The following is a 17594-nucleotide window of genomic DNA, read 5'->3' as shown; positions in this document are numbered from 1 at the left end:
GGGTGAGCAGGAGGTCGGTGAGGGAGCGGGGTGCCGGAGCCCGGGGCGGGCCGGGCCGGCGGCCTACGCGGAGAGGAAGGCCAGCACGTCGTGGCGGGTGACGACGCCCACGGGGGCGCCGTCGTCGGTGACGAGCAGGGCGTCGGCGGTCTCGAGCGACGCCCGGAGCCCGGCCAGCGACTCGTTGACGCCGATCAGCGGCAGGGCGGCCCCGACGACGCCGTCGAGCGTGTCGTCCATGCTGACCGCCCCGGTGAAGACGTGCTCGAGCAGCGCCTTCTCCTCGACGGCGCCGACGACCTCGCCGATGACGACGGGAGGCTCGGCCGTGAGGACGGGCATCTGCGAGACGCCCCAGCGCGACATGATGCCGACCACGTCGCGGACGGTGTCGGTGGGGTGCGCGTGCACCAGGTCGGGCAGCTCGCTCTCCTTCGCGGCGAGGACGTCGCGCACGGTGCGCCCGTCGACGCTCTCGCTGAAGCCGTAGGCGCGCATCCAGGAGTCGTTGAAGATCTTGCCGAGGTAGCCGCGGCCGCCGTCGGGCAGCAGCACGACGACGACGTCGTCGGGTCCGAGGTCGCGGGCGACGTCGAGGGCCGCCGCCACGGCGAGGCCCGACGAACCGCCGACGAGCAGGCCCTCCTCGCGGGCCAGCCGACGCGTGAGCTCGAACGAGCGGGCGTCGGAGGCGGCGATGATCCGGTCGACGACGCTGGGGTCGTAGGCCGAGGGCCAGAAGTCCTCGCCGACGCCCTCCACGAGGTACGGCCGGCCCGTCCCGCCGCTGTAGACGCTGCCCTCAGGGTCGGCGCCGATGATCTGGACGGCGCCGCCGCTGACCTCTTTCAGGTACCGGCCGGTTCCGCTGATGGTGCCGCCCGTGCCCACGCCGGCGACGAAGTGGGTCACGCGCCCCTCGGTGTCGCGCCAGATCTCGGGGCCCGTCGTCTCGTAGTGGCTCTGCGGCCCGGCCGGGTTGGCGTACTGGTTCGGCTTGAAGGCACCGGGGATCTCGCGGACGAGCCGGTCGGAGACGCTGTAGTACGACTCGGGGCTGGTGGGCTCGACGGCCGTCGGCGTCACGACGATCTCGGCGCCGTAGGCCTTGAGCACGTTGCGCTTGTCGTCGCCGACCTTGTCGGGCAGCACGAACACGCAGCGGTAGCCGCGCTGCTGCGCCACGAGGGCGAGGCCGACGCCGGTGTTGCCGCTCGTCGGCTCGACGATCGTGCCGCCGGGCTTCAGCAGGCCGTCGCGCTCGGCAGCGTCGACGATGCGCGTCGCGATCCTGTCCTTCGAGGAGCCGCCCGGGTTGAGGTACTCGACCTTGACCAGCACCGTGGCCGTGATGCCCTCGGTCACCTTGTTCAGCTTGACGAGCGGGGTGTCGCCCACCAGGTCGAGGACGGTCTCGGCGTACTTCACGGCGTCTCCGGGTTCTCCGCCGCCGTCGTGGGGCTCGCGGATCGGTGGCCGCCGCACGGGGCGGGGCCTGTGGTGAGGGTCGGGGGCGGGAGGTTCACCCGCCCCCCGAGTCTACCGGCGGCCCTCCGACGTGTGACGGTGGACGACGGGCGGCGGGGACGGGCCTCGCCGACACGCGCCCTGTGGACGCTCTTCCCAGACGGGCCTGGGGAGAATGTCGGTGACGCATCCACGACCGTCCGCGGCCCCGGCCGCGCCGGGGCCCTCGTGCTCCCGGCCTCCGTCACGCAGACTGGTCTCGCGGAGACGAGCGTGCGCCGGAGCGGCGAGCTCGTCCGGCGTCGCACGACGAGGACCGCCCCCGACCACCGATCCCCCATCGCAGAGGACCAGCACCGTGGCCAGCACCGACAAGAACAAGCCCAGCGTCAAGCAGCAGCGCGACGCCCGCCGCCAGGAGAAGGTCGCGGCGCTGAAGCGCCAGCAGGCCGTCCAGAAGCGCAACCGGGTCGTGGGCATCTCGATCGCGGCCGTCGCGGGCGCCGCGGCCGTCGCCCTGCTCGTCACCTTCGTCGTGACGAGCGGCCAGCCCCGGCAAGACCCGGACGACATCACCGTCGCCGGCGTGCAGACCTGGGACGACCTGACGGCGAACCACGTCACGGGCTCCGTCGACTACGAGATGACCCCGCCGGCCGGCGGCGACCACGCGGGCGTCTGGATGAACTGCGGCGTCTACACCGAGCAGGTGCCGAACGAGAACGCGGTGCACGACCTGGAGCACGGCGCGATCTGGTTCACCTACGACCCGGCACAGGTGACGGACGACCAGATCGCCGCCGTCACCGACCTGGCGCCCTCGACCTACTCCGTGGTCTCGCCGTACGAGGGCATGGACAGCCCGATGTACGTGAGCGCCTGGGGCGCCCAGCTCGCCTTCGACGACCCGGCCGACCCGGCCGTCGCCGACTTCGTCACCAAGTACTGGAAGTCCAGCGCCGCCCCCGAGCCCGGTGCCGCGTGCAGCGGAGGCGTCGACGGGCCCGGCCGGGTCTCGTGACCGACGCGGGCGACGGCACCACGCGCTCCGACGCGACCGGTCAGGGAGGCGCGCCCCGCGACTCCGGGGCCCGTCGGCTCCGTCTCGTGGTCGCGGCGGTGCTCGCCCTCGCGATCGTGCTCGTGGCCGGCGTCGCCGTCGGCCGCCTGAGCGCCCCGGCGCCGGTCGTGCCCGGCGAGCGCAGCGTGGAGGCGGGCTTCTCGCGCGACATGCAGGTGCACCACGAGCAGGCGGTCGAGATGGCCATGGCCGTCCGTGACCGGAGCGACGCGGACGACGTGCGGACCATCGCCTACGACATCGCGACCGCGCAGTCGCAGCAGGCCGGGCAGATGTACGCGTGGCTCGAGCTCTGGGGCGACTCGCAGGCGCCGACGGAGCCCACGATGACGTGGATGACCCGGCCCACCCTCGACGGCAGCTACGGCGACCACGACCACACGGCCGGCGCAGCGCCGACCGACGGGTCGTCGGCGCCGTCGCACACCCCGGGCGACCCCATGCCCGGCCTCGCGACCCCCGAGCAGATGGCCGAGCTGCGCGCGGCCGACGGCGTCGACGCCGAGCGCCTCTTCCTGACCCTGATGATCGCCCACCACCGGGGCGGCATCAAGATGGCCGAGGCCGTGCTGGCCCGGAGCGACGACCGTCAGGTCGGCGACTTCGCCCGGGGCATGATCATGACCCAGGAGAGCGACATCGACGCGATGGAGCAGATGCTCGCAGCGCGCGCCTAGGCCTCCCCCGCCGCCGCGCCCCCGGCTGCGCCGGCGGGGACGGAGCCCGCCCCTGCCTCGACCGAGGCGACCTGCTGGCCGTAGAGGTCGGCGTAGACCCCGCCTCGCTGCACCAGCTCGTCGTGCGTGCCGCGCTCGACGACCTCGCCGGCCGCCACGACGAAAATGACGTCCGCCGCGCGCACGGTGGAGAGCCGGTGGGCGATGGCGATCGTCGTGCGACCCCGGGCGGCGGCGTCGAGCGCCTGCTGCACCACGCGCTCGCTCACCGTGTCGAGCGCGCTCGTCGCCTCGTCGAGCACCAGCACGGCCGGGTCCTTGAGGAGGACGCGCGCGATGGCGATGCGCTGCTTCTCGCCGCCGGAGAGGCGGTAGCCGCGCTCGCCCACGACCGTGTCGTAGCCCTCGGGGAACGACACGATCGTCTCGTGGATGTTCGCCTGCCGCGCGGCCGCGACGAGCTGCTCGTCGGTGGCGTCGGGGCGGGCGTAGCGGAGGTTGTCGCCGATCGTCGCGTGGAAGAGGTACGTCTCCTGGCTGACGATGCCGATGTTCGCCACGAGGTCCTCCTGGTCGAGCTCGCGCACGTCGGTGCCCGCGAAGCGCACCGCCCCCGACGACGCCTCGTAGAACCGCGGGATGAGGTACGACACCGTCGTCTTGCCCGCCCCGCTCGGCCCGACGAAGGCCGCGAACTGCCCCGGCTCGATGTCGAAGCTGACCCCGCGGAGGGTCTTCTGGCCCGGCTCGGCGTCGGGGTAGCTGAACACGACGTCGTCGAACTCGACGCGGCCGAGGGCCGAGCGGTCGACGCGCCGCGGCGTGCCCGTCTCGGTGATGGCCGGCTGCAGGTCGAGGTACTCGAAGATGCGGGCGAAGAGCGCCCCCGAGGTCTGGAGGTCGAGGGCCACGCGGAGCAGCCCCATCAGCGGGAAGGTCAGGCGCGCCTGCACGGTGGTGAAGGCGACGATCGTGCCGGCGGTCACGGGCACGTCGCGGAGGATGAGCCAGGCGGCCACCAGGTAGATCAGCGCGGGGATGACCGACAGGAAGATCTGGACCACGGCGAAGAACCACTGGCCGCTCATCTGCTGCCGCACCTGGAGGCCGATCTGGGTGCGGTTCTCGGCCGAGTAGCGCTCGACCTCGGCCTGCTGCTGGTTGAAGCTCTTCGCGAGCAGGATGCCGCTGACGCTGAGCGCCTCCTGCGTGATGGCGGTCATGTCGGAGAGGGACTCCTGCGTCTTCGTGGCGATCCGCGCGCGCACCTGGCCCACCCGACGCTGGGCGACGACGAGGAGCGGCAGGAGGATGACGGTCACGACCGTCATCTGCCAGCTCAGCACGAGCATCGAGACGAACGCCGCGATCACCGTGACGGTGTTGCCGAGCACGCTCGAGATCGTGTTGCTGAGGACGTTGGCCACGCCGCCGACGTCGTTCTGCAGCCGGGACTGGATGACGCCCGTCTTCGTGCGCGTGAAGAACGCCAGCTCCATCCGCTGAAGGTGCCCGAAGAGCCGGATGCGGAGGGCTCCCATCACCTGGTTGCCGACCGTCGCGGTGAGCCAGGTCTGCCACACGCCGATGCCGGCGCTCAGCACCCAGAGCAGCACCATGGCGCCCACGAGCTCCAGCAGCACGGGGACGTCGGGGCCGCCCGCGGGGAAGAGCCCGAGGTCGAACGCCTGCTTCGTCAGCAGCGGGGGCAGCACGCTGATCGCGGCCCCGATGAGCACGAGGACGACCGTGACGACGAGGGCCCGGCGGTACGGGTCGAACAGGCCCCGGATGCGCCGGAAGAGGTCGGGGATGCGCGGCGCCGCGGCGTTCGCGGCCTTCTGCGCCTGCGCGTCGCCGCTCGAGATGCGGCCGCCGCCGCGGACGCCGCCCGCGGCGACCGAGTTCGTCCTGCTCATGCCGTCACGGTACGCCGTGCCGACGACACCGCCGGACCACCGCCTCCCGGGGCCTCGCCACGCCGACGAACGACCTTTCTGCCCACCCCAGTTCGGGTCGGCCGACGTTTTCGCAGTGACCAGGAAGAACACTCAGTTTAGGATGGGCTCCGGGGTGGTTCACCGCACCCCGTGGCCGCATTCTCCGTACCCGACGGAGAACTACCCGATGTGGCAGAGGTAGGACCCGTGAACACGCCTGACGACACGTCCGTCGCACCCCCGAGCGCTGAGCTGCAGCTCACCGACCACCGGGCGTCCCTCGATGCCATCGAGGACGGCTGGAGCCGCATCGCGCCCGTGCAGGGCGCCCGCCTCCGCGAGGCCGTGCGCTCCTTCCCCGAGGAGGAGTGGCGCTCCCGGCCGCGCATCCTGCTCGCCCTCGCGGCCAGCCACCGCTCCGTCGGCTCGCGCTCGGCCAGCGCCGCGCTGCCGTGGTTCCGCGGCGTGGCCAAGGCCATCGACGCCGACCCGACCCTGGGCCTCGACGTCCGGGCGGGCTACCACGTCCACCTCGCGGCCACGCTGCGCACCCTCGGCAACTTCGTCGTCGCGCACGAGCACCTCGAGATCGCCCGCACGATGATCGAGACCGACCTCGCGCAGGCGATCAGCGCCCGCATCGGCCTCAGCGCCTCGTTCAGCCTCCAGCTCGGGCTGATCCGCGTCCACTACGGCGAGTACGACCAGGCCCTCTTCGCCCTGGGCCTCGCCGCCGGCCTCGGCGAGGAGCACCTGAGCACCGCCGAGCGCGTCGAGTGCCTCTCCGCCCTCGCCTACGTCGCGATGCTGCTCGGCGACTTCGCCGTCGCCGACGAGCACGTCGCCCACGCGGAGCAGCTCGCCGCCGGGACCGACCTCCTGGTCAGCTCGTTCGGCGCGCTCGCGCAGATCACCCGGCTGCACGTGGCCCTCGAGCGCGACCGGCCCCTCGCGGAGGTCGAGCAGATCGTCGCCGCCGTGCGCGAGTCGTCGCGCGGGAGCGACTGGGAGGCGCTGGGCTGGCTCGCCGAGGCCCACGTCTGCCTCGTCGAGCAGCGGTACATCGAGCTGCTCGACCACCTCGGGCGGATCACGCGCCTGACCCAGGGCTTCACGGGCCACCCCGTCGTGCCGTCGTCCGTGGCCGCCCTGCGCGCCGAGACGATGCGCGCGCTCGGCCAGCCGCAGGAGGCCCGTCGCCTCGCCGCCCCGCTCGCGCCGAGCGACCGCCACGTGCTCTGCCCGAGCCGCGTGCTGGCCCTCGTGCACCTCCAGGCGGGCGAGCCCGAGGCGGCGCTCGACGCCCTCGAGGGCTGTCTCGCCCTCGGCGACCTGCACACCGAGCGGACGATGGGCCACGTGCACGCCATCGCCGCGGCGGCGCACGCGCTGACCGGCGACGGCGGCCGGGCCGACATCGCCTTCGACCGCGCCCTGCTCTCCGTCGCGCGCATGGGCTCGCTCTGGCCGTTCGCGACCCTGCCCGTGCAGACGCTCGACCACCTCGCGTCGCGGGCGGCGCAGCGCGACCAGCCCGACGTCATCCAGGGGGCCCTCGACCGCCTGCGCGGCGCCACGGGCGACGCGGTCGACGAGCTGGCCGAGCCGCTCAGCGACCGCGAGCTCGTGATCGTCCGGCACCTGGCCACCGGCCAGACCCTCGGCCAGATCGGCAACCAGCTCTACATCTCCGTCAACACGGTGAAGAGCCACGTGCGGAGCATCTACCGCAAGCTGCAGGCCACGTCGCGCCGGGAGGCGATGGCACGGGTCCGACAGCTCGGGCTGGACGTCGAGGCGGACTGACCGCGGGAGGCGCGGGTCGGCCCGAGCGGGACCGGCCGGGCCGTGACCGGGCGCGGGAGTCGCGGGCCGGCCGTGCGGTAACCTCTCGCGGGTGCCTGACGACGTCGCCCCCTCCTCCCCCGCGCCCTCCGTCCGCCCCTCGCTGGGCGTCCAGCTGCGCCGCCGGAAGCCCCTGGAGTCGTTCGCCGACGACCAGGAGGCCTCGGGCCAGCCGGCGCTCCGACGCACCCTCGGCGTCTGGCACCTGACCGCGATCAGCATCGGCGCGACGCTCGGCACGGGGATCCTCGTGGTGCTCGGCACCGCCGTGCCCCTGGCCGGCCCCGCCGTCTGGATGGCCTTCGTGCTCGCCGGCGTCGCGGCGCTGCTCTCCGCCCTCTCGTACGCCGAGATGGCCGGCAGCGTGCCCGTCTCCGGGTCGAGCTACAGCTACGCCTACGCGACGCTCGGTGAGGGCCTGGCCTGGGTCTGCGGCTGGTGCCTCGTGCTCGAGTACGCGGTGTCGGTCGCCGCGGTGGCCGTCGGGGCCGGCCAGTACGTGAACGAGGCACTCGACGTGGTCGGCCTCGCCCTGCCGGCCGCCCTCGCCGACCCGCCCGGGGCCGGCGGCCTGCTCAACCTGCCCGCGGCCGTGCTCGTGCTGCTCGCCACCGTCGTGCTGCTGCCCGGCGCCCGCGAGGGGGCCTGGGTCAACACCGTCCTCGTCGTCGTCAAGGTCGGGCTGCTGGTCTTCTTCGTCGTCGTGGCCTTCTCGGCGTTCCGCTCGGGCAACTTCGAGCCCCTGGCCCCGATGGGCGCGGCGGGGGTCTCGGCCGCCGCCTCCCGCCTGTTCTTCTCCTACATCGGCTTCGACGCGGCCTCGACGGCGGGCGAGGAGGCCCGTGACGCCCGGCGCGACCTGCCCCGGGCCATCATCGCCTCGATCGTGATCATCACCGTGCTCTACGTGCTCGTGGCGGTCGCGGCGATCGGCGCACGGCCGTGGACGGAGTTCACCGACGGCGAGGCGACCCTCGTGACGATCGTGGCCGACATCACGGGCCAGCCGTGGGTGGCCTTCCTGTTCGCCGTGACGGCCGTGGCCGCCATCGCCAGCGTCGTGCTGACGGTGCTCTACGGCCAGACCCGCATCTTCGTGGCCATGGCCCGTGACGGACTCGTGCCGCGCGTGCTGGGCCGCGTCTCGCCGCGCACGCGCACGCCCGTGGCGGGCACGCTGATCGTCGGCGGGGCGGTCGCCCTCACCGCGGCCCTCGTGCCGCTCGGCGCGCTGGCCGACGCCACGAGCATCGGCACGCTCTTCGCGTTCGCGCTGGTCAACGTGTCGGTCGTCTGGCTGCGGCGCAACCGGCCCGAGCTCGACCGCACGTTCCGCGTGCCGCTGTACCCGGTCGTGCCGGTGCTCGGGTTCGCCGCGTGCGTGCTGCTCATGGTGACGCTCGGCTGGATCACCTGGGTGGCCTTCGCGCTCTGGATGGTCGTGGGCACCGCGGTGTACCTCGGGTACGGGCGTCGGCACTCCGTCGTGGGCCGCGCCTCCTAGCCCTCCCGGCTGCCCGGCCCGCGAGACGGCCCCGGGTGCCGTCGCAGTCGCCCCCGGGAACGGCGGAAGGCGCCGCCCCGAGGGGCGACGCCTTCTGCTGTGGTGCAGGAGCGGTGGGGCCGTGGGCCCCGCCGACTACTTGAGGGTGACGGTGGCGCCGGCAGCCTCGAGCTGAGCCTTCGCCTTCTCGGCGGTCTCCTTGTTGGCGCCCTCGAGGACGGTGCTGGGCGCACCGTCGACGACGGCCTTGGCCTCGCCGAGGCCGAGGCTCGTGAGCGCGCGGACCTCCTTGATGACCTGGATCTTCTTGTCGCCGACCGAGTCGAGGACGACGTCGAAGGAGTCCTTCTCCTCGACCTCTTCGGCAGCGGCGGCGGGGCCGGCGGCACCGGCGGCGGCGACGGGGGCCGCAGCGGTGACCTCGAAGACCTCTTCGAACTTCTTCACGAACTCGCTGAGCTCGATGAGCGTGAGCTCCTTGAAGGCCTCGATCAGTTCGTCCTGCGTGAGCTTCGCCATGGTGTTCTCCTTGTTGTGTTCTTGAAGTGGTGGTGGTTGCGACGACAGCTGTTAGCTGTCGGCGTCCTGCTTCGCGCGCAGCGCCTCGACCGTGCGGACGGCCTGCGAGAGCGGAGCCTGGAACAGGTAAGCAGCACCGAAGAGCGAAGCCTTGAAGGCGCCGGCCAGCTTGCCCAGCAGCACCTCCCGCGACTCGAGATCGGCGAGCTTGTTGACCTCGTCTGCCGAGAGAGGGTTACCGTCGAAGTAACCGTTCTTCACGATCAGAGCGGGGTGTGCCTTGGCGAAGTCACGCAGGCTCTTGGCGACGGTGACAGGGTCACCGTGCACGAAGGCGATCGCAGAAGGCCCGACGAGTTCGTCGTCGAACGAGCTGATTCCGGCGTTGTTGGCCGCGATCTTGCTGAGCGTGTTCTTCACCACGGCGTACGTCGCGTCTGCACTGATGGACTTGCGGAGCTCCTTGAGCTCAGCGACAGTGAGACCGCGGTACTCGGTGAGCAGGACGGCGGTCGAGTCACGGAAGTTCTCCGTGAGCTCGGCGACCGATGCTTCCTTGTTCGCCATGGCTCTCCTAAACGTGGGTGTGCCGGCAGCCCCCGGGACCTCGAGGCCCACGACACCGAGATCGGTGCCGGGGCAAAGAAAAAAGCTCCGGCGCGGGCGCACGGAGCTGAGTCTCTTCGAGAAGAGGAACGACTTCACACACCTGCGCTGGTCGCTCTCTCTCGAGAACCTTCGGTCTCCGTCTGTCTCAGCGAGGCTGAGCGCAGGCGATGACAACCGGCGGTCTTGGGCTGGGTACAGAGTAGACGCACGACTCACGCTCGCGCAAGTCGGGCCTCCTCGCCCTGCCCCTGCCCCTGCCCCGGCGCGGACCCGGTCATCGGCCCCGCCGCCCGCGACGTCGCCGCCGCGTCGGGCTCCGCCGGCCCCTCGAGCGGCAGGCGCACCGTGAAGACGGCGCCCGCGGGGCTGCTCTCGACCGAGACGTGCCCGCCGTGGGCGTGCACGACCGCCTCGACGATGGCGAGGCCGAGCCCGGTCGACCCGGCCGTGCGCGACCGCGAGCTGTCGGCGCGCGCGAACCGCTCGAAGAGCACCGGCAGCACGCTCGGCTCGATGCCGGGGCCCTCGTCGGCCACCGTGACGAGCGCCTGGCTGCCCGACGGGTCGACGCCGAGCGCGACGTGCACCCTCGTGCCGTCGGGGGTGTGGGTGCGGGCGTTGGTCAGCAGGTTCGCGACGATCTGGTGGAGGCGCATGGCGTCGCCCGGCACGACGACCGGCCGGTCGGGCAGGTCGACGTCGACGGGGTGCGAGTCGCTGGCGACGTGGGCGTCGTTGACGGCGTCGAGCACGACGCGGGTCAGGTCGACGTCGCCGACCACCAGGTCGCGGCCCTCGTCGAGGCGTGCGAGCAGGAGGAGGTCCTCGACGAGCGAGGTCATGCGGACGGCCTCCGACTCGATCCGGCCCATCGCGTAGACGACGTCCGGCGGCAGGTCGGTGCCCATGCGTCGGGTGAGCTCGGCGTAGCCGCGCACCGACGCGAGCGGGGTGCGGAGCTCGTGCGAGGCGTCGGCGACGAACTGCCGCACCTTGTTCTCGCTCTGCTGACGCGCCTCCAGCGCTCCGGCCACGTGGCCGAGCATGCGGTTGAAGGCCGCGCCGACACGGCCGACCTCGGTGCGGACGTCGGCGTCGGGCTCGGCGACGCGCTCGGCGAGGGCGACCTCGCCGCGGTCGAGCGGCAGCTCGGCGACGCGGAGGGCCGTGTCGGTCATCCGCTCGAGCGGGCGGAGGGCGTACCGGACGACGCCGTAGGCGATGACGACCGCGAGGGCGAGCCCGACGAGCGTGACCAGGGCGATGATCGTGACGAGGCTGGTGACCGTGCGCGACACGGTGTCGGTCGGCAGGCCCACCACCAGGGTCGCCGCGACGACCGTGCTGACGGAGGCGGAGCTCGTCCGGATCTGCACGGGCACGGCCTGCAGGCGGTAGCTGCCGAGGTCGCCGCCGAGGTCGGCGGTGACCGGCACGGCCGACTGCGCCACGCGCTGCACCGCCGTGTCGTCGGAGGTGCTCGTCTGCGTGGTGACCTGGCCGTCGTCGTCGATGTGCACCTGGACGACGCTGTCGCCCTGGAGGAGGGCGGTGAAGGTGCCGGGAGCCTGACGGGGCCCACTGAGGTCCTCGTAGTCGGGCGAGACCGTCGGGCGGCCGCCCGTGCCCGGGCCCGACCCGGCGACCGCACGCTGCACGGCCTGCGACAGGTCGGCGTCGAGCTGGTTCATCAGCGACCCGCGCAGCGCCACCACGCTCACCGCGCCGATCACGACCGTGAGCAGAACGACGAGCGCGACGATGCTCAGGATCAGCCGGTTGCGGAGCGTCAGCGGGGCCCCGGGGGCGGGGACCCGGCCGAGGGCCCCCCGTAGCCGCCCGCCGACCCGGGCGGGCAGCGCGTCGCTCACGACGTGGGCTTGATGACGTAGCCGACGCCGCGCACGGTGTGGATCATGGGCTCCTCGCCCGCGTCGATCTTCTTGCGCAGGTACGAGATGTAGATCTCGACGACGCTCGACTTGCCGCCGAAGTCGTAGCTCCAGACCCGGTCGAGGATCTGCGCCTTGCTCAGCACGCGACGCGGGTTGCGCATCAGGAAGCGCAGCAGCTCGAACTCGGTGGCGGTGAGCTCGACCTCGCGGCCGGCGCGCGACACCTCGTAGCTCTCCTCGTCGAGGACGAGGTCGCCCACGACGATCCGCGAGTCGCCGTGCTCGCTGATCGCGGAGGCGGATCGGCGGATCAGGCCGCGCAGCCGGGCGACGACCTCCTCGAGGGAGAAGGGCTTCGTGACGTAGTCGTCGCCGCCCGCGGTGAGGCCCGAGACGCGGTCCTCGACGCTGTCCTTCGCCGTGAGGAAGAGGATGGGGGTGTCGTCGCCGCCCTGACGGAGCCGGCCGAGCACCTGGATGCCGTCGATGTCGGGCAGCATCCAGTCGAGCACGATGGCGTCGGGCTGGAACTCGCGGGCGAGGGCGAGCGCGCCCTGGCCGTCGGCGGCCGCCTTCACGTCGTACCCCTCGTAGCGGAGCGCCATCGAGAGCAGGTCGGTGAGGCTGGCCTCGTCGTCGACGACGAGGACGCGGAGGGGCGATCCGTCGGCCCGGGTGAGTCTCGGGGCGGCTGCGGTGGCGGGGGTCGAAGTGGTCACCTTCCCCAGTATCGAGGGATTCCTATGAGGCGGCTGTGGTGGCGCCATGCGTGAGCCGTGCACTCCTCACAGGGCTCTCATCGGCGGCCCACCGGGGTCGCACCGGGGTCGCGTCCGGGATGCACCGACGCGTGGCCCACGGTCGTGGCCCCTCCGCTCACCCCCGCGGGTAGTCCGCGCAGGCGAAGCGCCGCGAGTCTGGCGCCCAGCACGGCACGTTGACCGTGCCCTGGCCGCCCTGCAGTGCCCGCAGGGTGCGCGGCTCGGAGCCCGGCACGGGCAGCCCGTCGTCGCCGAGCGGCATCGTCCGCAGCTCCACGTCGCGGTCGGCCGGGTGCCCGGTGGTGCCCGGCTCGTACGCCAGCCAGAGCAGCGTGCGGCCGTCCGGCGAGGGGTGGGGGAACCAGTTCACCCGCTCGTCGTCGGTCACCTGCACGAGGTCGCCGCCGTCGGCCGCGGCCCGGAACAGCTGGGCGTGCCCGGCGACGCCGCCGGAGGCGCGCTCCGAGTTCCACCACAGCCACCGGCCGTCGGGCGAGAACTCGGGGCCGTCGTCGGGGTGCTCGTCGGCGGTGACGGCGGTCGCGGTGCCGTCGGCCACGGAGACCAGGGCGACGTCCGTCCGCCAGCCGGCCCGCGCCTCCTCGCCGTCCGGGTCGTCGACCGGCGCCGGCAGGGCGCCGACGACCACGCTGAGCTGCGTGCCGTCGGGCGAGACGCCGTGCAGGTAGTTCTTGTGGTTCCGGCCCGGAGGGTGGTCGCGCGTCACCCGACGGGCGCTCCCGCCCGGCTCCACCCCGTCCCACGGCACCTCGTACAGGTGCCCGTCGCGCGCGCTCACCACGACGGTCCGCTGGTCGGGCGCGATCACGTGGTCGTTGTTGATCTCGGGCACGTCGCCGAGCGGCACGGGCACGAGGTCGGTCTCGTCGGCGTCGCGGGCGTCGGCCGGCAGGCGCCAGAGCAGGCCGTCGCCGTTGACGACGAGCCAGCGGCCGTCGGGGCTCCAGTTCGGGGCCTCGACGAGCACGCGCCCGCTGCGGAAGGCGACCTCGGCCTCGCCGGTGACGGCGTCGACGACGAGGAGGCGGCTGGTCTGGCCGGGGAGGAGGAGTCGGGGCACGGGTCGGTCTCCCTGCTACTGGTTCGAGAACGCGGAGTCGAAGGAGGCGGCGGGCCGTGGCCAGAGCAGCGAGCGCACGTGGGCCAGGGCCTCCGGGGCGCCGTGCAGGCGGTCCATGCCGGCGTCCTCCCACTCGATCGAGATGGGGCCGTCGTAGCCGACGGCGTCGAGGGCGCGGAAGGCGTCCTCCCAGTGCACGTCGCCGTGCCCGGTCGACACGAAGTCCCAGCCGCGGCGCGGGTCGCCCCACGGCAGGTGGGAGCCGAGCACGCCCGAGCGGCCCGACGCGGGGCGCACGCGCGTGTCCTTGCAGTCCACGTGGTAGATCCGCGACGCGAAGTCGGTGATGAAGCCGACGACGTCGACGCCCTGCCAGAGCATGTGCGACGGGTCCCAGTTGAAGCCGAACGCCTCGCGGTGCTCGATGGCCTCGAGCGTGCGCACGCTCGTCCAGTGGTCGTAGGCGATCTCGCTCGGGTGCACCTCGTGCGCGAACCGCACCCCCTCGGCGTCGAACACGTCGAGGATGGGGTTCCAGCGCGTGGCGAAGTCCTCGTAGCCGGCGTCGATGACGCTGGCGGGCACGGGCGGGAACATCGCGACGTACGGCCAGATCGCCGACCCGGTGAAGCCGACGACGGTGTCGACGCCCATCTTGCGGGCGACGCGGGCCGCCCGCTTCATGTCCTCCGCGGCGCGCTGCCGCACGCCCTCCGGGTCGCCGTCGCCCCAGGTCGACGGCCGCAGGATCGCCTGGTGGCGGAAGTCGATCGGGTCGTCGCAGACCGCCTGGCCCGTGAGGTGGTTCGAGATCGCCCACACGCGCAGGCCGTGGCGGTCGAGCACGTCGAGGCGCGAGCGGAGGTAGGCGTCGTCCTGGTCGGCCCGCTCGAGGTCGAGGTGGTCGCCCGAGGCCGCGATCTCGAGGCCGTCGTAGCCCCAGCCCGCGGCGAGCGCCGCGACCTCCTCGAGGGGCAGGTCGGCCCACTGGCCGGTGAACAGGGTGACGGGGCGGGAGCTCTCGCTCATGGGGTCCTCTCCGGGCGGGGCGGGCGGTGCGGCGGTGCGGCGGTGCGGGTGGTGCGGGTGGTGCGGGTGGTGCGGAGGCGGGGTCGTGCAGGGCGGGCGGAGGCGGGGGTGCCGACCCGGCGTCCCCGCCAGCATGGCAGGGGGCGGGGCCCCGTCAGGGCACGTCGACCCAGCGACGCCCGGCCGCGGCGGCCAGGACGCCCTCGGTGACGCGGATCGCCCGGAGGCCGTCGTCGAAGGTCGGCAGCCCCTCGGGCGCGCCGCCGTCGACCGCGTCGTAGACGTCCGCGACGAACGCCGCGAAGGCGTCCACGTAGCCGAGCGGGTGGCCCGCCGGCACGATCGACAGGCGCGCGGCGTCGGGCGACAGGGCCGCCGCGTCGCGGGCCAGCACCTCGGTGCCGCGCCGCCGGCCGACCCACAATGTCTCGGGCTCCTCCTGCGAGAACTCGAGGCTCTCGACCGTGCCCGCGACGTCGATGAGGAGGCGGTTCTTGCGCCCCGGCGCGACCTGCGACACGAAGAGGGTGCCGATGGCTCCCCCGACGGTCTCGAAGACGACGGCGGCCTCGTCCTCGGTGTCGACGGGCCTGCCGCCGCGTTCGCGGTGCACGGTCGTGGTCGTCGACGACAGGCGCACGAGGCGGCCGGCGTCGCCGAGCACGAACTCGAGGAGGTCGACGAGGTGGCTGCCGATGTCGGCGAAGGCCCGCGACGGGCCCCCGGCGGCCGAGTCGACGCGCCAGTCGACGTCGTCGCTCTCGAGCAGCCAGTCCTGCAGGTAGCTCCCCCGGACGCTGAGCACCCGGCCGGTGTCTCCCCGGGCGATGCGGGCCCGCGCCTCCCGGACCATCGGGTGGTAGCGGTAGACGAAGGGCACCGCGGCGACGCGGCCCGCGGCGGAGGCGGCGGCGACCAGCGCCTCCCCCTCCTGACTCGTCGTCGCGAGGGGCTTCTCGCAGACGACGTGCTTGCCGGCCCGGAGCGCGGCGAGCGCGACCGGGGCGTGGCTGGCGTTCGGCGAGCAGACGTGCACGACGTCGACGGCGGGGTCGTCGACGAGGTCGGCGACCGACGCGTGCGCCCGGGCGACGCGGAGCGAGGCCGCCGCGCGGGCGGCGCTCTCCGGGGTCGACGACGCGAGGGCCACGACCTCGGCGCCGGCGGTGCGGGCGGCGGCGGCGTGGACGCGCGCCATGAAGCCGCCGCCCACGATGCCGACGCGGACGCGCCCGGGCCGGGAGGCGCCTCCGGCCTCCACGGCGGGGGCGGGGCGGGCCGCCCCGACCGTGACGACCGGGGCGGCGCCTCCCGGCCGGGTCACTTGACCGCGCCCGAGGAGAGCCCCGTGATCAGGTGCTTCTGCACGAGCATGAAGCCGATCAGCACGGGCAGCGAGACGACCACCGACGCGGCCATCAGCTGGTTCCAGTAGACGTCCTGCTGCGACGCGTACGCCCGGAGGCCGATCGACAGGGTCCGCGTGTCCTTGCTGGTCAGCACCGAGGCGAAGAGGACCTCGCCCCACGCCGTGATGAAGGCGTAGACGGCGACGGCGATGATGCCGGGCTTCGCGACGGGGATGATGACGCGGAAGAGCGCACCGAGGCGGCCCGTCCCGTCGATCATCGACGCCTCCTCGAGCTCCTTCGGGATGGAGGCGAAGTAGCCCGTCAGCATCCAGATCGAGAACGGCAGGCTGAACGTCATGTAGGTGATGATCAGCCCGAGGTAGCTGCCCGTGAGCTGCACCCCGACCGTGCGCTGGATCTGCACGAAGATGAGGAAGAGCGGCAGCAGGAACAGGATGCCGGGGAACATCTGCGTCGACAGCACCACGAGGCTGAAGCTCCGCTGCCCGCGGAAGCGCAGGCGAGCCAGCGAGTAGGCCGCCAGCACCGCCATCGACACCGAGAGCACCGTCGCCGAGACCGTGACGATGAGGCTGTTCTTGAAGTACGACGCCAGCGGCACGGTCTGCCAGATCTGCACGTACGGCTCGAGCGTGACCCGCGTCGGGATCCAGGTGAAGAGCCCCTGGACGTCGGCGAGCGGCTTGATCGACGTCGTCAGCACCACGTACAGCGGCACGACCACGACGAGCGACAGGAAGGCCAGCCCGAAGAACCGGAAGATCTTGAAGCCACGGGTCTCAATCATCGTGCTGTCCCTTCGGGAGAACCATGCGGATGTAGAACGCCGACGCGATCAGCAGGACGATCAGGAGCATCACGCTCATGGCGCCGCCGAGGCCGAAGTTCCAGTTGTTGAAGCTCTGCTGGTAGATCAGCGGCGAGATGAGCGTCGCCTGCTCGGGCGACGCCGGGCCGAAGAGCACGTAGGGCACGTTGAACTGGTTGAAGATCCAGAGGCTCATGATGAGCAGCAGCACGGCGTTGGCCGGCTTCACCATGGGCAGCGTGATCTGCGTGAACTGCTTCCAGAGGCTCGCGCCGTCGAGGCTCGCGGCCTCGTAGACGTCGCCCGGGATGTTCTGCAGCGCGGCGAGGAGCATCAGGAAGGCGAACGGCCAGAACTGCCAGGCCGTGACGATGACGATCGCCCAGAACGAGTTGCCGCCGAGCAGCCAGAAGGGGCGGTCCTGGAGGATGCCCAGGTCGTCGACCAGGAACCGGTTGATGGCCCCGTCGCGCTGGTTGAACATGAAGGCCCACGCGATCGTCCCGACGTAGGACGGCAGGGCGTAGGGCACGAGGAAGAGCGTGCGGAGGATCCCGCGGCCCTTGAACGAGCTGGTGAGCAGCACTGCTCCCAGCATGCCCATGCTCCAGGCGATGGCCACGACGATGACGGTGAAGAGCAGGGTGCGGCCGAGGGCCCCGTAGAGCTGGCCGGCGATCGGCGAGCTCGGGTCGAGGGCCGTGACGAAGTTGCGGAGGCCGACGAAGGGCGCGTTGACCCAGTTGGCGATGCTGAGCTGGTTGAGCGTGATGAACGCGATCCAGACGCCCAGCACCATCGGGATGATGTGGACGAGCAGCTCGGCGAGGGCGGCGGGCGCGACCAGGAAGTACGCGAGCGGCGAGCGGTGCGCCTTGCGCTTCTGGGCGGGCTGGAGGGGCGCCGCCTGGTGTCGGTCGGGCGGGGTCGCCTCCTCGGCGGGGGCGGGCGGCAGCAGGTTGACGGTCATGAGGGTCCTCTCGGGTGCGGGTGCCGGGGCGGCCG

The 17594-nt window shown here is 72.7% G+C and carries 15 protein-coding genes; 4 read left to right on the top strand and 11 right to left on the bottom strand.

Features of this window, described 5'->3' with window-relative positions; translation table 11 throughout:
* Positions 1-63 precede the first annotated feature (63 nt).
* Positions 64-1428, bottom strand: coding sequence for a cystathionine beta-synthase (locus IFT45_RS04465; RefSeq protein WP_185231797.1), 1365 nt, complete (start codon positions 1426-1428; stop codon positions 64-66).
* Positions 1429-1825: 397 nt separating this feature from the next.
* On the opposite strand from IFT45_RS04465, the gene IFT45_RS04460 reads away from it, so the two are divergent.
* Both IFT45_RS04460 and IFT45_RS16990 read left to right on the top strand, forming a co-directional pair.
* Positions 1826-2488: a DUF3105 domain-containing protein gene (locus IFT45_RS04460; RefSeq protein ID WP_056053075.1), complete on the top strand. Its 663-nt coding sequence runs from the start codon at positions 1826-1828 to the stop codon at positions 2486-2488.
* The gene (locus IFT45_RS16990; protein ID WP_371810875.1) at positions 2485-3225 is read left to right on the top strand and encodes a DUF305 domain-containing protein; all 741 of its coding nucleotides are present in this window, start codon (positions 2485-2487) and stop codon (positions 3223-3225) included. Before IFT45_RS04460 ends, IFT45_RS16990 begins: the two co-directional genes overlap by 4 nt.
* Here the strand turns inward: IFT45_RS16990 and IFT45_RS04450 are convergent.
* Positions 3222-5144: an ABC transporter ATP-binding protein gene (locus IFT45_RS04450; protein WP_056053070.1), complete on the bottom strand. Its 1923-nt coding sequence runs from the start codon at positions 5142-5144 to the stop codon at positions 3222-3224. The two genes, IFT45_RS16990 and IFT45_RS04450, sit on opposite strands and share 4 nt — an antisense overlap.
* 228 nt (positions 5145-5372) lie before the next feature.
* Between IFT45_RS04450 and IFT45_RS17735 the strand changes: the two genes are divergently transcribed.
* Positions 5373-6971 (top strand): LuxR C-terminal-related transcriptional regulator, encoded by a 1599-nt coding sequence (locus IFT45_RS17735; protein WP_056053068.1) that lies wholly within the window; start codon positions 5373-5375, stop codon positions 6969-6971.
* Positions 6972-7062: 91 nt separating this feature from the next.
* Positions 7063-8514 carry an amino acid permease gene (locus IFT45_RS04440; RefSeq protein WP_192126906.1) on the top strand — a complete coding sequence of 484 codons (1452 nt, stop codon included), beginning with the start codon at positions 7063-7065 and terminating at the stop codon, positions 8512-8514.
* A 135-nt stretch (positions 8515-8649) separates the two neighbouring features.
* Here IFT45_RS04440 and rplL read toward each other — a convergent pair whose 3' ends face one another.
* From rplL to IFT45_RS04395, 9 genes are all read right to left on the bottom strand, one after another.
* Complete coding sequence (rplL, locus tag IFT45_RS04435) at positions 8650-9033, bottom strand: 50S ribosomal protein L7/L12 (protein ID WP_056053063.1); 384 nt, start codon at positions 9031-9033, stop codon at positions 8650-8652.
* A 51-nt stretch (positions 9034-9084) separates the two neighbouring features.
* Complete coding sequence (rplJ, locus tag IFT45_RS04430; protein ID WP_056053061.1) at positions 9085-9600, bottom strand: 50S ribosomal protein L10; 516 nt, start codon at positions 9598-9600, stop codon at positions 9085-9087.
* Between the two features lie 254 nt (positions 9601-9854).
* Positions 9855-11513 carry a sensor histidine kinase gene (locus tag IFT45_RS04425; RefSeq protein ID WP_371810874.1) on the bottom strand — a complete coding sequence of 553 codons (1659 nt, stop codon included), beginning with the start codon at positions 11511-11513 and terminating at the stop codon, positions 9855-9857.
* Positions 11510-12268, bottom strand: a complete 759-nt coding sequence (locus IFT45_RS04420; RefSeq protein WP_235491201.1) for a response regulator transcription factor — start codon at positions 12266-12268, stop codon at positions 11510-11512. The genes IFT45_RS04425 and IFT45_RS04420 overlap by 4 nt, the downstream gene beginning before the upstream one ends.
* Positions 12269-12413: 145 nt before the next feature.
* On the bottom strand, positions 12414-13379 hold the full coding sequence (locus IFT45_RS04415) for a PD40 domain-containing protein (protein WP_192126904.1): 966 nt from the start codon (positions 13377-13379) through the stop codon (positions 12414-12416).
* A 15-nt stretch (positions 13380-13394) separates the two neighbouring features.
* On the bottom strand, positions 13395-14408 hold the full coding sequence (locus IFT45_RS04410) for a sugar phosphate isomerase/epimerase (protein WP_056053051.1): 1014 nt from the start codon (positions 14406-14408) through the stop codon (positions 13395-13397).
* A gap of 154 nt (positions 14409-14562) precedes the next feature.
* Positions 14563-15669 carry a Gfo/Idh/MocA family protein gene (locus IFT45_RS04405; protein WP_371810897.1) on the bottom strand — a complete coding sequence of 369 codons (1107 nt, stop codon included), beginning with the start codon at positions 15667-15669 and terminating at the stop codon, positions 14563-14565.
* A 59-nt stretch (positions 15670-15728) separates the two neighbouring features.
* Positions 15729-16568 carry a carbohydrate ABC transporter permease gene (locus IFT45_RS04400; protein ID WP_192126903.1) on the bottom strand — a complete coding sequence of 280 codons (840 nt, stop codon included), beginning with the start codon at positions 16566-16568 and terminating at the stop codon, positions 15729-15731.
* On the bottom strand, positions 16561-17559 hold the full coding sequence (locus IFT45_RS04395; protein ID WP_082514255.1) for a carbohydrate ABC transporter permease: 999 nt from the start codon (positions 17557-17559) through the stop codon (positions 16561-16563). Before IFT45_RS04395 ends, IFT45_RS04400 begins: the two co-directional genes overlap by 8 nt.
* Positions 17560-17594 lie beyond the last annotated feature (35 nt).

The sequence above is a fragment of the Frigoribacterium sp. CFBP 13707 genome, from assembly GCF_014842245.1.
GTDB lineage: Bacteria > Actinomycetota > Actinomycetes > Actinomycetales > Microbacteriaceae > Frigoribacterium > Frigoribacterium endophyticum.
Note: the sequence above shows the minus strand (reverse complement) of the source record. Positions and strands in the feature narration are given on the sequence as shown.

Excerpts from the sequence above, each read along its gene's own strand:
- IFT45_RS04450 (WP_056053070.1), bottom strand. The coding sequence starts at position 5,144 with ATGAGCAGGACGAACTCGGTCGCCGCGGGCGGCGTCCGCGGCGGCGGC.
- rplL (WP_056053063.1), bottom strand. The coding sequence starts at position 9,033 with ATGGCGAAGCTCACGCAGGACGAACTGATCGAGGCCTTCAAGGAGCTC.
- rplJ (WP_056053061.1), bottom strand. The coding sequence starts at position 9,600 with ATGGCGAACAAGGAAGCATCGGTCGCCGAGCTCACGGAGAACTTCCGT.
- IFT45_RS04410 (WP_056053051.1), bottom strand. The coding sequence starts at position 14,408 with ATGAGCGAGAGCTCCCGCCCCGTCACCCTGTTCACCGGCCAGTGGGCC.
- IFT45_RS04400 (WP_192126903.1), bottom strand. The coding sequence starts at position 16,568 with ATGATTGAGACCCGTGGCTTCAAGATCTTCCGGTTCTTCGGGCTGGCC.
- IFT45_RS04395 (WP_082514255.1), bottom strand. The coding sequence starts at position 17,559 with ATGACCGTCAACCTGCTGCCGCCCGCCCCCGCCGAGGAGGCGACCCCG.